This window comes from Dehalobacter sp. 12DCB1, from assembly GCF_004343605.1.
Classification (GTDB): Bacteria; Bacillota; Desulfitobacteriia; order Desulfitobacteriales; family Syntrophobotulaceae; genus Dehalobacter.
The window spans coordinates 334061-346578 of the sequence record NZ_POSF01000002.1; the positions used below are offsets into that span (position 1 = coordinate 334061).

Annotated in this window: 15 protein-coding genes; 10 read left to right on the forward strand and 5 right to left on the reverse strand. The window is 44.6% G+C overall.

All coding sequences use genetic code 11. The features are described from left to right. Nucleotides 1-4: 4 nt before the first annotated feature. From C1I38_RS13965 to C1I38_RS02160, 3 genes are all read right to left on the reverse strand, one after another. On the reverse strand, nt 5-175 hold the full coding sequence (locus C1I38_RS13965; protein ID WP_165904942.1) for a hypothetical protein: 171 nt from the start codon (nt 173-175) through the stop codon (nt 5-7). A 116-nt stretch (nt 176-291) separates the two neighbouring features. Beyond that, complete coding sequence (locus C1I38_RS02155) at nt 292-2685, reverse strand: vitamin B12-dependent ribonucleotide reductase (protein WP_119775727.1); 2394 nt, start codon at nt 2683-2685, stop codon at nt 292-294. A gap of 193 nt (nt 2686-2878) precedes the next feature. Beyond that, nucleotides 2879-3178: a zinc-ribbon domain containing protein gene (locus tag C1I38_RS02160; protein ID WP_021315824.1), complete on the reverse strand. Its 300-nt coding sequence runs from the start codon at nt 3176-3178 to the stop codon at nt 2879-2881. Nucleotides 3179-3505: 327 nt separating this feature from the next. Between C1I38_RS02160 and C1I38_RS02165 the strand changes: the two genes are divergently transcribed. From C1I38_RS02165 to C1I38_RS02180, 4 genes are all read left to right on the forward strand, one after another. Beyond that, the gene (locus C1I38_RS02165; RefSeq protein ID WP_119775729.1) at nt 3506-3781 is read left to right on the forward strand and encodes a DUF1294 domain-containing protein; all 276 of its coding nucleotides are present in this window, start codon (nt 3506-3508) and stop codon (nt 3779-3781) included. 151 nt (nt 3782-3932) lie between these two features. After that, a complete protein-coding gene (locus C1I38_RS02170; RefSeq protein ID WP_020492407.1) occupies nt 3933-4991 on the forward strand; it encodes an HD domain-containing phosphohydrolase in 1059 nt (352 codons plus the stop codon). A gap of 46 nt (nt 4992-5037) precedes the next feature. Then, a complete protein-coding gene (locus tag C1I38_RS02175) occupies nt 5038-6657 on the forward strand; it encodes a HAMP domain-containing sensor histidine kinase (protein WP_119775731.1) in 1620 nt (539 codons plus the stop codon). Then, complete coding sequence (locus tag C1I38_RS02180; protein WP_021315806.1) at nt 6642-7025, forward strand: hotdog fold thioesterase; 384 nt, start codon at nt 6642-6644, stop codon at nt 7023-7025. Before C1I38_RS02175 ends, C1I38_RS02180 begins: the two co-directional genes overlap by 16 nt. Nucleotides 7026-7104: 79 nt before the next feature. On the opposite strand, the gene C1I38_RS02185 is transcribed toward C1I38_RS02180, so the two are convergent. Continuing rightward, the gene (locus C1I38_RS02185) at nt 7105-7254 is read right to left on the reverse strand and encodes a DUF1540 domain-containing protein (RefSeq protein ID WP_021315835.1); all 150 of its coding nucleotides are present in this window, start codon (nt 7252-7254) and stop codon (nt 7105-7107) included. Nucleotides 7255-7414: 160 nt separating this feature from the next. Here C1I38_RS02185 and C1I38_RS02190 point away from each other — a divergent pair, with 160 nt between their 5' ends. Further along, on the forward strand, nt 7415-8107 hold the full coding sequence (locus C1I38_RS02190; protein ID WP_119775733.1) for a hypothetical protein: 693 nt from the start codon (nt 7415-7417) through the stop codon (nt 8105-8107). 3 nt (nt 8108-8110) lie between these two features. On the opposite strand, the gene C1I38_RS02195 is transcribed toward C1I38_RS02190, so the two are convergent. Continuing rightward, on the reverse strand, nt 8111-8467 hold the full coding sequence (locus C1I38_RS02195; protein ID WP_034379027.1) for a LysM peptidoglycan-binding domain-containing protein: 357 nt from the start codon (nt 8465-8467) through the stop codon (nt 8111-8113). Between the two features lie 264 nt (nt 8468-8731). Here C1I38_RS02195 and C1I38_RS02200 point away from each other — a divergent pair, with 264 nt between their 5' ends. The 5 genes from C1I38_RS02200 to fabD all read left to right on the forward strand — a co-directional run bounded on the left by C1I38_RS02200 (nt 8732) and on the right by fabD (nt 12491). After that, nucleotides 8732-9184 (forward strand): MarR family winged helix-turn-helix transcriptional regulator, encoded by a 453-nt coding sequence (locus C1I38_RS02200; RefSeq protein WP_026156498.1) that lies wholly within the window; start codon nt 8732-8734, stop codon nt 9182-9184. Nucleotides 9185-9288: 104 nt separating this feature from the next. Beyond that, nucleotides 9289-10272, forward strand: a complete 984-nt coding sequence (locus C1I38_RS02205; RefSeq protein ID WP_119775735.1) for a beta-ketoacyl-ACP synthase III — start codon at nt 9289-9291, stop codon at nt 10270-10272. After that, nucleotides 10272-10502, forward strand: coding sequence for an acyl carrier protein (gene acpP / locus C1I38_RS02210; RefSeq protein WP_021315845.1), 231 nt, complete (start codon nt 10272-10274; stop codon nt 10500-10502). The genes C1I38_RS02205 and acpP overlap by 1 nt, the downstream gene beginning before the upstream one ends. Nucleotides 10503-10515: 13 nt before the next feature. Further along, on the forward strand, nt 10516-11466 hold the full coding sequence (fabK, locus tag C1I38_RS02215) for an enoyl-[acyl-carrier-protein] reductase FabK (RefSeq protein ID WP_021315815.1): 951 nt from the start codon (nt 10516-10518) through the stop codon (nt 11464-11466). 86 nt (nt 11467-11552) lie between these two features. After that, nucleotides 11553-12491, forward strand: a complete 939-nt coding sequence (fabD, locus tag C1I38_RS02220) for an ACP S-malonyltransferase (RefSeq protein WP_119775737.1) — start codon at nt 11553-11555, stop codon at nt 12489-12491. Nucleotides 12492-12518: the final 27 nt, after the last annotated feature.

The following is a 12518-nucleotide window of genomic DNA, read 5'->3' on the forward strand; positions in this document are numbered from 1 at the left end:
TCCGCTACGCTTTATCCGGGGACCGTCTTCGATCTTCAGCCATCCGGCCGATGGTCTGAAGACCGGTAAAAGCAATCGAACCTGCCGGCATCGGATGGGCATTGTTCAGGTGGCCCCAGGCAAGTGAGTTATTGGTCGTCAGTATTTCTTTGACTTTACGTCTGTCTTTTGCCATCGTGTGATTCACCTCACCAAAATGATTTGTTACATGTAGTTTCTGAAATTTGTTTAAAAAAATACACAGTCATCAATGGAAAATGATGACTGTGTATTTTTTTAGAAGTCGTTATTTTACCCGCATTTGGAATATCCGCAGTGAATACAGACCATGCAGCCGCTTTCGTGATTTACGGGCATTCCGCATTCAGGGCAGGCATTGTCGATCGCGACGGTGGCCTGAGCTTTTTTAATGACAGCTTTTTCAGTTTTTTTCAAATCATCCGAAAGAATAGGTTCTTCCGTTTTATTGCGGTTGATAATTGCAGAATTACCGTTTACGCCGATATCCTTATACTTTTTGATTACCCGCGAAATTGCATCAGGGCACGAGGTGACGTTGACACCTTCTCTTCGGATACAGGCGGGGCAGCGAATTCCACGAATCTGCTCAATGATAGCATCAACAGAGATGCCCGAACGCATCGCAATTGAGATTAGACGTGAGGTTGCTTCGGATTGGGAGGAACAGCCGCCGGCTCTTCCCGTATTGGTAAACACTTCACAGATACTGGTTTCATCGGCGTTTACGCTAACATAGAGATTACCGCAGCCAATTTTAATCTTTTCAGTGACGCCGACAGTCACCGGTGGGCGGGGCCTCGGCTTAATGGTCGGCACCGGTGCAGATACGGTTAATTCAGATTCAGCGGTGGTCTCGGGTTTTGCAGTTGTCCCGGGTTCAGCCGTTGTTTTGGAATCAGCCGCCGGATTGGTAGTTTCTTTCGTTCCGGCAGAAAGAACCTGCTGCTCACGGCTGCCGTCCCGATAGACCGTAATACCTTTGCAGCCAAGCTCAAAGGCCAGGCGAAACGCTTCTGCAACATCTTTGCAGGTAGCTGAGTTCGCAAAGTTAATGGTTTTGGAAACCGCATTATCCGTATATTTTTGAAAAGCAGCCTGAATCCGGATATGCCATTCAGGAGAGATCTCCTGTGCAGTAACAAAGACCTTCTGTACCCATTCCGGGACTTCCGGCAAACCGGAGACGTTACCGCGTTCGGCAATTTTGGCCATAAGATCCTTTGAGTAAAAACCATACTTATGCGCATAATCTTCAAAAAGCGGATTGACTTCAATAAGAGCCGTACCGTCCATGACCGTTTTGGTATAGGCCACAGCAAAAAGTGGCTCTACGCCGCTGGAAGAACCGCAGATCATCGATATCGTCCCTGTCGGGGCAACCGTAGTCAGTGTAGCATTGCGTAATTCAATCTTGCCGTCATAAATGGAACCCTGATAATTAGGAAAGGTACCGCGTTCCTTGGCCAGTCGCTGGGACTCTATACGGGATTCGGTACGGATGAATTCCATAATCTTTTCGGCGAAGGCTGTGCCTTCTTCGGAAATATAGGATGTCTGCAGAAGAATCAGCAAATCTGCAAAACCCATTACACCCAGGCCAATTTTACGATTTCCTTTGACCATTTCTTCGATCACAGGAAGAGGATATTGGTTAACATCAATCACATCATCGAGAAAACGGGTTGCGAGTCTTGTGACGTAACCCAAACGCTCCCAGTCAATGACGGTCTTTCCGTCCTTTTCCGCCGTCATTAGTTTTAAATTAATGGAGCCAAGATTGCACGCTTCATTGGGGAGTAAGGGTTGTTCGCCACAGGGGTTGGTAGCCTCAATCACACCGACATGCGGCGTCGGATTATCTCGGTTCATTTGGTCAATAAAGATCATGCCCGGCTCGCCGTTCCGCCAAGCATGGTCCACAATTTTAGTGAAAACTTGTTTGGCAGGGAGCTTGCCTGCCGGCTTACCCGAATGGGGATCAATCAGATCATATTCGGTGTTATTTTCCACAGCTTTCATAAATGATTCCGTTACAGCAACCGAAATATTGAAATTGTTGATATCCCGGTTATCTTCTTTGCAGCTGATAAATTCTAGTATATCCGGGTGGTCGATCCGAAGAATGCCCATGTTGGCACCGCGTCTTGTTCCTCCTTGCTTGACAGCCTCCGTAGCGGCATTAAAAACTTTCATAAACGAAACAGGACCGGAAGCAACCCCGCCGGTGGAACGCACCATGCTGTTCTTCTGGCGCAGCCGGGAAAAGTTAAAGCCTGTTCCGCCACCTGACTTATGGATGATTGCTGCATGTTTCAGTGCATCAAATATATCCTCCATACTGTCCCCGACCGGCAAAACAAAGCAAGCACTTAACTGTCCAAGGTCACGCCCGGCGTTCATCAGTGTTGGTGAATTCGGCATAAACTCCAAATTAGCCATGACGGTGTAAAATTCTTTGGTCAAATCCTGAATTTCCTGCGGATTCTTACCATACTTTTCTTCAGCGCCGGCAATGACCGAAGCAACCCGGTAAAACATGGCTTCCGGCGTCTCACATTTTTGGTCATTTTCCTGCTTCAAATATCTCCGTTCCAGGACAACTCTGGCATTCGGCGAAAGATTGGCTTTGGGCCACTTTTTCCAGACTTCCGTATTGTTACGCAATGTTTATACCTCCAAAATTCATTCGGACGATAAATCCGGTTAGCAGACTACAAGTAGTACTATATCAAGTTTACAGATACTATATCTGGTAGTCAAGGGGGTAAAATGGAAAATTAATCATAAAAAATAAATAGGCTCCCAAAACAAAAACCCTCCCAGGTAAGATACCCGGAAGGGTCTGATAACAATTAAATTACCAGTTGTTTCTGGAGCGGGGTTGGTAGCAATCCCGGCAATAAACAGGTTTGTCACCAGTAGGTTGGAAAGGTACTGTGGTTTCTTTGCCACAAGCGGAACAAACAGCAGGAAACATTTCACGTTGAGGGCGTGAATAGCCACCATTTCTGCTCTGCGCTTTTCTTGCTGAACGGCATTCGGGGCAGCGGCCTGGTTCGTTCGTAAATCCTTTTTCAGCGTAGAATTCCTGCTCGGATGCAGAAAAAGTGAATTCACGGCCACAGTCTTTACAACTTAGTGTTTTGTCATTATACATAAATGACCTCCTAGATTTATTACCCGCCTCATTGGAAGTTGATTCGACATCTTCCCTGAGCCTGAGGCAGTCGAGAAGGTCTTCTAATCCCTCAAATATTAACGAGCAATACTTAGTATAACTAAAAAAATGCAAATTGTCAAAACAAAGTATAAAGTATTCTGCCTGATTTTTCAAACGTCTCAGTATCTTTTCTATTAATCTTTAAATTTTGTCCTATTAAGTCTCAATATCTTTTCAGGCATCTTCCTGCGTATTTTTTTTCTACTTTATTCATGGTATGATTTTGATCATGAATGTTACTAGCTAACAAGGGAGGCTGCAGATGTGGAGTGTATCTGGCTTATATGGGGATATATTATCCTGGTAAATATTTATGGTTTTACCGTTATAGGGTGGGATAAATATAAGGCCAAACGGGGAGGTCGACGGGTTCCTGAACGCCATTTCTTTCTTACAGGACTGATATTCGGTGCTCCCGGGATCTATCTGGCCATGCGTTTCTTTAGGCATAAAACTCAGCATAAGGCCTTTGTATACGGCATCCCTGTCCTGATCATATTGAATATATCTGTTATAGCTTACTTTCTGCAAAAATGTTAGAGAAAAAATTGTAGAGATTCCAAGGATAAACATTTTTTATCTAGAATTTCCCATAAGAATGAGGTATATTAAGATATAGTGACCAGCCGACCGGCTAACTGGAAAAAGTCCTTGTTAATAAGCAGTTGACATGTGAAAGATTGGGAGGCGGATGAAGATAAATACTGATAGTATTTCAAGGGCCAGAATACTGATTGTCGACGATAATTCCGTAAATATTTTGTTACTTGAAAAACTGTTAAAGATGTCGGGATACAGCAATATCATGTCCACCACTGATTCCAGGGAAACCCTATCCTTATATCGGGAGCATTATCCCGATCTGATTTTAATGGATTTAAGGATGCCTTATCTTGACGGATTTGAGGTCATGGAGCAGTTAAATGCAGTCAAAGAGGATGACTTCCTTCCCATTATTGCAATTACAGCCTACAACGATCAGGAACACAGACTGAAGGCATTGACGCTTGGCGCCAAAGATTTTATTGGCAAGCCTTTCGATTATGCTGAAGTTCTGATGCGAATCAAAAATATACTGGAAATACGTTTACTGAACAACGAAATCAAACAGAACAATCGCAGACTAGTCAATAAAGTCCAAGAGAGAACAAAAGAACTGGAAGATCTGCAGGTCGAACTGATCCACAGGCTGGCGAGAGCCGCAGAATTCCGGGACAGCGAGACAGGAAATCACATTGTGCGAATGAGCAAATACACGTATGAACTTGGCAAAGCCTATGGACTGCCGGAAAAAGACTGTGAACTAATGTTTCATGCCAGTACGCTGCATGATATCGGGAAAATTGGCATTCCCGACGAAGTACTGCTGACACCAGGTAAACTCACGCCTGATGATTGGGAAAAAATGAAGACCCATACCGTTAAAGGGGCTCAAATCCTAGCCGGCAGTTCAGCGGAAATGATTAAGCTTGCTGAGCAGATTGCGCTGTATCATCATGAAAAATGGGATGGAAGCGGTTATCCAAACGGACTTCAGGGAGAAGGAATTCCGCTGGTGGGACGGATTACCGCCATTTGCGATGTGTTTGATGCTTTGATTTCGGAGCGTCCTTACAAAAAGGCGTGGGAAATCGATGAAGCTTCAGAGGAGATAGAAAAAGGTAGAGGCACGCACTTCGATCCTTCCCTTGTCGATCATTTTATGAAAATCATGCCGGTAATCAGGGAAATTACTGAGATCTATAAATAATTTTCTTTTTGCAATATCATTGAATGCAATAAACGGCGGTGTTGGAATGAAGTCAAAAGAGTCAAAAAGAAAGCTATCGCTTTTCCGGTGGATATTACGTACTTACGTCCGCGAAGCACTCATTCCATTGACGATCACAGGGTTGGTGTTTATTGCTATTTTTGTTCTTACACACTTTTGGCTGCAAAAAGAAGTATCAGGTATGCTGACAGCCGGTCAGGAAAAAAATCTCTATGCTGGACTGAATGGCTTAAACGATCAATTGTACCGTATTGGCCGTTTTATCATTGTAGGTCTTCTTATTTTTGATGGGATATTTATCATTATGATATACGTGAAAGCCCATCAAATAAACAAGGCAATCTCGGAGCCTCTGGCCGGGATTAAGCAGATGGTCCTTGATATTGGCACAGGACAGTACCACCAGGAACAACCAGAATTCTTCATTGAAGAGCTGCAGGATACGGCAGTCTCAGTCGTACAATTGGGTAAAAGGCTGCATTATCTTGATTCGAATCTATCGGTTTACCAGTCTGAACTCAGAAATAAGGAAAAAAATCTGCAGGCCCTGGTTAAATCTATTGATGATGCGATTTTTGAAGTTGATGAATTCGGCATTGTTCAAAATGTTTGGGCCAATGATCAGCATGTTTTGGTCAGACCGGTCGCTGAAATCATTGGTTCTTCCTTTTGTTCCGTTATGGATGAGGAGACCGCAAAGATTAACATAACCTTGATCAGCCGTGCTATTCAAAGCAAGGAGCCGGAGGTATTTGAGTATTTTCTGAACACTCCACAAGGGATCCGCTGGTATCAGGCACGGGTAGCCCTTATTGATAATGACAAGCATAGCGTTTCCATCTCTGTAAGGAATATTACCGATAGGAAGGCCCTGGAAAATTCGCTTATTTCAGCTATGAAGGAGGCTGAACGGGCAAGCCTGGCCAAATCGGAATTCCTCTCAAGTATAAGTCACGAATTTAAAACACCTCTGAATGCGATTATGGGCTTTGCTCAAATTCTGGAGATTGATACGGAGGCTCCTTTAAACGAATTCCAGAAGCAGAGTGTCAAAGAAATATATAAAGCGGGGAGCCATTTGCTTGACCTGATTAATGGGGTTCTTGATCTTGTGAAGATTGAGACAGGCAAATTTGATGTCGTAATTAAACCGGTAGAAGTCAAACCCATCGTAGAAGCTTCGATTAATTTAATCAAGCCTCTTGCTGATCTGAAAGCAATTGCGATCACGGCAGCGTATTCTCCATATGAAAATTATTGTGTTGCGGCAGATCAGGTTCGTTTAAAACAAGTGCTGCTGAATATTTTTTCAAATGCGATTAAATATAGTTATGATAATGGAATCATTGGATTTAGCTGTCAGGAGTTTGATGGGTGGCTGCGGTTCAGCATCATCGATAGTGGCTTAGGCATTCCGTTGGAAGAACAGGGTAAAATATTTGATCCTTTTTTCAGGGCATCAAATATCAACCATTTAATCGAAGGCACCGGGATTGGGTTGCCTGTTGCCAGAGAATTGATTGAACTGATGGGCGGAAATCTTGGATTTGACAGTCAAGAGGGAAAGGGAAGCCATTTCTGGTTTGAACTTCCGTTGGTTCACGCCAATTCGGCAGAAAGGATGACAAAATGGATAACATATTAGAGGAAATGCGTAAGGATATTTTTGCAAAATATGTAGGAATAGAAATACTCAAAGCCGAAGCCGGAGCGGCTGAGGCCAGGTTAAAGATAGACGAGCACCATTTGAATTCGCTTGGGATTGTTCAGGGAGGAGCCATTTTTACGCTGGCGGATTCGGCACTCGCTGCAGCGTCGAATTCCCGGGAGGGTACGGCAATTGCCGTAAATGTCAGTATTACCTATTGTCAAGCTGCCGGTCTGGGAATACTCACCGCCAGGGCCAAAGAAGTGTCCCTAAACCGAAAAATAGCGACCTATCTGGTTGAAGTCACAGATGAGAAAGATAATCTCATCGCCATGTTTCAGGGAACGGTTTACAGGAAACAATAAAATAAAAGCTCATGTTCGTATCATAGCACGGTGACATAATGCGAACATGGGCTTTGAAATTTCATACACCTGGTATTCATTACTTCTGAGGTTTGAAGGTATCACACTGTGTTTCTTCCGAGCCTTGGGAATACCTGACCCCGCTGTGATTCACCTGAATCATCGGTGCATCGCACATGACATCTTTATTGTAATGACACTCGGTAACTGTACATTTAATTGAACCCATTTATTTCACCTCCTTGGGCGAGTATCTATAACTCTAAATTTTTGGCATTTATATTTATTATTATGAACAAAAATTAATTTACTATGTGATAGCAAAGTCAATAAGTTTCTAAAGATGCTTCGGCGTCTTTTTTTATAAGGTTAGCATAAATGGAAAATTATTGAATAAGGCCGCATATATTATTATTGTCATGATCATTTTCTGGAATGGGGTGACTCACACGAATGACTTTAATTACAGATATGCCCACAGCAATCCGGTAAATCATTATCAACCGCAGCCGGGCAATCCTAGAAAGCTTTGGGGCTGTCCAATGCAGCAAAATAGCTGGAATAACGGTATCTATCCTCTCTTTAAACCTCCGGTCCCCTCCAGGGCCAATCCGATGTTGCTTACGCCGGCGATTTTTGGAGCTGCGGCCGCACTCACTGTCGGATTCAGTTTGCACGGACGCAGTTTTAGCAGCGGATATTCCAAATTTATTTTTTTTGTTAACATCTATGCGGTCATTGCTTCTCTGGGTGCCGGGGCTTATATCTTCGAAACGTTAACCCTCGATGAAAGTAAAGATGCCAAATTAAAGGATATTATTTTTCCGTTGATCACAATCATTCTGTTTTTTGCGCTGCTCTTTAATCTGGTCTACACGCTTTATCCATCTTCTTTTTCCGGGACAATCGGAAAAACGCGTGTAACTCAGTTTATTTCGTTTCTTTCTTTAAGCATTGGTAGTATTTCAGTGGGGGAAACTTTTAATGTGACACCGGAAAAAAGCGGGACACAAATCATGGCTGCTGTGGAATCCTTCTGGAATTTATTTGTTCTGTCACTTCTTATATCTTTGATCACATAGTCCTTAGTGGGATCTTCTCCGTCTCCTGACAGGAAGACAGATCATCTGGCCAATTCGCAGGTTCGTGGGATCGACTCCGGGGTTCAGTGAGATAAGCGAAGCTGTTGAAAGGTGGTATTTATCAGCCAATTTGGAAAAGGTATCACCTGCTTTGATAACATAACGGTTCGCTGGTGGACATGAAACAACGCTCCTCCTGATTGGAATGCAGATCAAGACCCCCGGTTTCAGGTTATTCGGGTTTACTCCTGTGTTCACCGATGCAATTGCCTCTGCAGTTGTATTGAATTTGCGGGCAAGGCTATAAAAAGTATCACCCGGCTTGATCTGATATGAGATTGTTCCTTTCGGACAGGTCATGGAAGTTCACTCCCCGCAGATATTTTTTCTCTTCTCATTGTATGAAAGGATTACCTGTCCGCCGGACAGAAGGACAAACCGAACCTCAAATTTTTTTCGCCTTTAAGGCTAGAATAAGAAAATCCATAAAGGGGATAGTGAAAATCCTCTAAAAATATTCAGACTAAACCAGGAGATATGCAAGTTGGTTTGAATACTAAAATATTTGACAACCAAATTAAAAATGAGGTAAACTTTGATTATGCGCTGAGAGGAAGTGAGAGGTTGGAAACAAATATTCGTACTGTTTTAAATGAACTTCTGATTGGAACATTTAATCAAATTCTAGATGTAGAGCAGAATGAGATTAAGAAAGGACCATTGAATAATCTGTCTATCTCAGAACTGCATGCGATCGAAGCGATTGGAATGTATCAGGAGAGGACAATGTCTCAGGTTGCCGCCGATCTGGGTATCACTGTCGGAGCGCTTACTTCTTTTATTAATAACCTTGTTAAAAAGGAGTACGTTTCCAGACAAAGGGATGAGGCCGACCGGAGAATTGTCAGGATCAGTCTGACCCGAAGAGGAAAGCTTGCCTACAGGATCCATGAAAAATTTCATCTGGATATGGTCAAGCATATGCTTCTTGGATTAGGGGAACAGGAGAATATTTTAATTGGATCATTGCAGAAACTCACTGAATTTTTTGATTCGAAGTATTCCTTTAATCCTTAAACAAGGGAAGAACAAAAGGTATATGAAAAGGTAAACCAACAGAAGGATTCATCATGGAATGATAATAAACGAAATAATATGAAGAGAAAAGGAAACTTGGAAATATGTATGATGTCGAGATAATTGGCACTGGCAGCTATGTTCCTGAAAACAGGGTGACGAATGATGATCTGTCTAAGATTGTTGATACAAGCGATGAATGGATCAGTACCCGAACAGGGATCAAAGAGCGCAGAATTTCACTGACGGAAACCACAGCGGATTTGGCAGTCGCAGCCGCCCGCAGAGCACTTGATGATGCCGGAGTTGCTGCTGAGGAGCTTGATCTGATTATTGTGGCCACGGTTACACCGGATTATTTTTTCCCATCAACGGCATGTTTTGTCCAGAATAGTCTCGGAGCCAGCCGGGCAGCTTGTTTTGACATCAGTGCAGCCTGTACCGGTTTTATTTTTGGACTCAGCATTGCCTCCCAGTTTATCAGAACAGGGATGTATCAGAAGGCACTGATCATTGGTGCTGAGGCCCTTTCCAAAATCACGGACTGGGAAGATCGCAGCACTTGTGTTCTGTTTGCAGACGGAGCGGGTGCGGCGGTTATCAAAAGAGGAGATCAGGGCATTATTTCTGAAGTAATTGGTTCTGATGGTAGCAAAGGTGAGTGTTTGGAATGTCCTGCCCTTCCGCTCAAGAACATCTTTATTGAGGCCGGGGAAGTGAAGCCTTCGTATGCCAAAATGAACGGACGGGAAGTTTTTAAATTTGCAGTCAATATTTTACCCGAGTGCATTTTAAAGACGCTTGAAAAAACACCCTATACGCTGGAAGACATTAACCATATCATACCGCACCAGGCAAACCTGCGAATCATTGATTCAGCGGCCAAAAAGCTGAAGGTGGATCAGGCGAAGTTTTATGTCAACCTTCCTAATTATGGGAATACTTCGAGTGCCAGTATCCCCATTGCTCTGGATGAAATGGCCAAAGGGAAGTTAATCCATAAAGGGGATCTGCTCGTTCTTGTCGGATTCGGAGGAGGACTTACCTATGGTGCAATGCTGATTAAATGGACCATAGGGGGTAAATGATGTCTTTTGACACGATCTGCAGGATTATCGCTTCCCAGATTGAGACTGAACCGGAGAAAATTCAGTTGGCCACCAAGTTCCAGCAAGACCTCGGAATTGACTCTCTAAGCATTTTTGAAATTGTCATGGAGCTGGAAGATGTATACAGGATTGAAATTCCGACTGAAGATCTTGAAGAATTAATCAGCGTAGCAGATCTGGTTGACTATATAAATAAGCGAACGAATTGAAGGAGAGAATGGCATGAATAACTTTGGTTTTTTTCATAAACTGGGTGTAAAATACCCGCTGATCCAAGGCGGTATGGCTTGGATTTCGGACAGCTCACTTGCTTCGGCCGTATCAAACGCCGGCGGAATCGGTATCATTGCGGCGGCCAATGCACCTGTCGAATATGTCAAAGAAGAGATTAGGAAGGCCAAAGCTCTGACAGACAAGCCTTTTGGCGTCAATATCATGCTGTTAAGTGAGAATGCCGAAGCCATTGCCCGTCTCGTCTGTGAAGAAGGGATAAAAGTAGTGACAACAGGCGCCGGAAGTCCCGGAAAATATATCAAAATGTGGAAAGAAAACGGCATCACGGTCATTCCCGTAGTTCCTTCCGTTGCGCTGGCCCGCAGGATGGAGAAGGAAGGGGCAGATGCCGTTGTGGCGGAAGGCGGAGAGTCCGGCGGACATGTCGGTGAACTGACGACCATGGCCTTGCTTCCTCAGGTGATTGATGCTGTAAATATCCCGGTGATTGCTGCCGGAGGAATCGGTGACGGCAGAGGGATTGCCGCAGCTTTTATGTTGGGTGCAAGCGGCGTCCAGGTTGGCACAAGGTTCCTAACTGCCGAAGAATGTACCGTGCATCAAAACTATAAGGATAGAATCCTGAAAGCCAAAGATATCGATTCAGTCGTTACAGGCAGGCCAACAGGTCATCCGGTCAGAGTCCTCAGAAATAAACTTACCCGGCAGTTTGAAGAGCTGGAAAGGACGGGGGCACCTCTGGAGCAGTATGAGACGCTTGGCGCCGGTGCGCTGCGTAAGGCTGTCAAAGAGGGAGATACGGATTATGGATCCGTAATGGCCGGGCAAATCGCAGGTCTGATTAAAAAAGAACAGACCTGTAAAGAAATTATTGAAGAAATGTTTGCCCAGGCAGGGGAACGTCTGAAAGCTATTAAGCCTGACAATATTACCTGCTAAAGGGATACGTGTCGGGGACAAAAGAACCATCCCTTTGTCCCCCGCATTTGGATGATTATCGGATATTATTGGAGGATACGGAAAGAATGGATAGAAAGACAGCGTTTATTTTTGCGGGCCAGGGTTCACAGTATGTTGGCATGGGCAAAGAACTTTATCAGCATAACGATGTTTCGCGGGCGGTCTTTGACCTGGCGGATCAGGAGCTCGGATATTCGCTGAGTGGCCTGTGTTTTAATGGCCCCAAAGAGGAACTGGATAAAACCGAACATACACAGCCGGCCATTCTTACAGTCAGTGTGGCAGCCGCAAAGGCGTTGATGGATCAGGGAATCAATCCTGATCTGACAGCCGGATTCAGTCTGGGTGAATATTCTGCCTTGGTCCTGAGCGGTGTATTGCCATTTGAGGCGGCTGTGAAGCTGGTCCGGAACAGAGGCAGGTATATGCAGGAGGCTGTGTCTCAGGGTGTTGGAGGGATGGCTGCAGTCCTCGGTTTGGAAACCTCTGGGGTCGAGGAGGCTTGTCTTGCGGCTGAGAGCCTCGGGGTTGTACGGATTGCCAACTATAACTGCCCAGGTCAGGTTGTGATATCCGGGGAAAACAAGGCCTTGCAAGCTGCTTCAGCCAGGGCTATGGAGCTCGGGGCCAAAAGGGTGATCCCGCTAGAAGTCAGCGGACCGTTTCATACGGGCTTGCTCGAATCAGCGGCCCGGAGATTGGCTGACGAGCTGGCAGGCATTGAATTTTCTGACCCCCGGATTCCGGTGATTTCCAATGTTACTGCAGATTATATGGCAGATAAGTCGGCGGTCAAGGAACTATTGCCGCAACAAGTCATGCGTTCCGTCCTTTGGGAGATGTCCTTCAGAAGGATGCTCGCCGACGGTGTAGATAGCTTTGTGGAACTGGGACCTGGAAGTGTCTTAAAAGGCTTCGCGAGAAAGATTGACAAGAACGTGAAGGTTCTGAATGTCGACGGCCCGACATCTCTCGAAGCCGCGGTGAAATACTTTAATGATTAAGAACGTAATTGAAATCAATATTGAGTT

Excerpts from the sequence above, each read along its gene's own strand:
- C1I38_RS02175 (WP_119775731.1), top strand. The coding sequence starts at position 5,038 with ATGAAGTCAAAAGAGTCAAAAAGAAAGCTATCGCTTTTCCGGTGGATA.
- acpP (WP_021315845.1), top strand. The coding sequence starts at position 10,272 with ATGTCTTTTGACACGATCTGCAGGATTATCGCTTCCCAGATTGAGACT.
- C1I38_RS02170 (WP_020492407.1), top strand. The coding sequence starts at position 3,933 with ATGAAGATAAATACTGATAGTATTTCAAGGGCCAGAATACTGATTGTC.
- fabK (WP_021315815.1), top strand. The coding sequence starts at position 10,516 with ATGAATAACTTTGGTTTTTTTCATAAACTGGGTGTAAAATACCCGCTG.
- fabD (WP_119775737.1), top strand. The coding sequence starts at position 11,553 with ATGGATAGAAAGACAGCGTTTATTTTTGCGGGCCAGGGTTCACAGTAT.
- C1I38_RS02205 (WP_119775735.1), top strand. The coding sequence starts at position 9,289 with ATGTATGATGTCGAGATAATTGGCACTGGCAGCTATGTTCCTGAAAAC.
- C1I38_RS02180 (WP_021315806.1), top strand. The coding sequence starts at position 6,642 with ATGGATAACATATTAGAGGAAATGCGTAAGGATATTTTTGCAAAATAT.
- C1I38_RS02195 (WP_034379027.1), bottom strand. The coding sequence starts at position 8,467 with ATGACCTGTCCGAAAGGAACAATCTCATATCAGATCAAGCCGGGTGAT.
- C1I38_RS13965 (WP_165904942.1), bottom strand. The coding sequence starts at position 175 with ATGGCAAAAGACAGACGTAAAGTCAAAGAAATACTGACGACCAATAAC.
- C1I38_RS02160 (WP_021315824.1), bottom strand. The coding sequence starts at position 3,178 with ATGTATAATGACAAAACACTAAGTTGTAAAGACTGTGGCCGTGAATTC.
- C1I38_RS02185 (WP_021315835.1), bottom strand. The coding sequence starts at position 7,254 with ATGGGTTCAATTAAATGTACAGTTACCGAGTGTCATTACAATAAAGAT.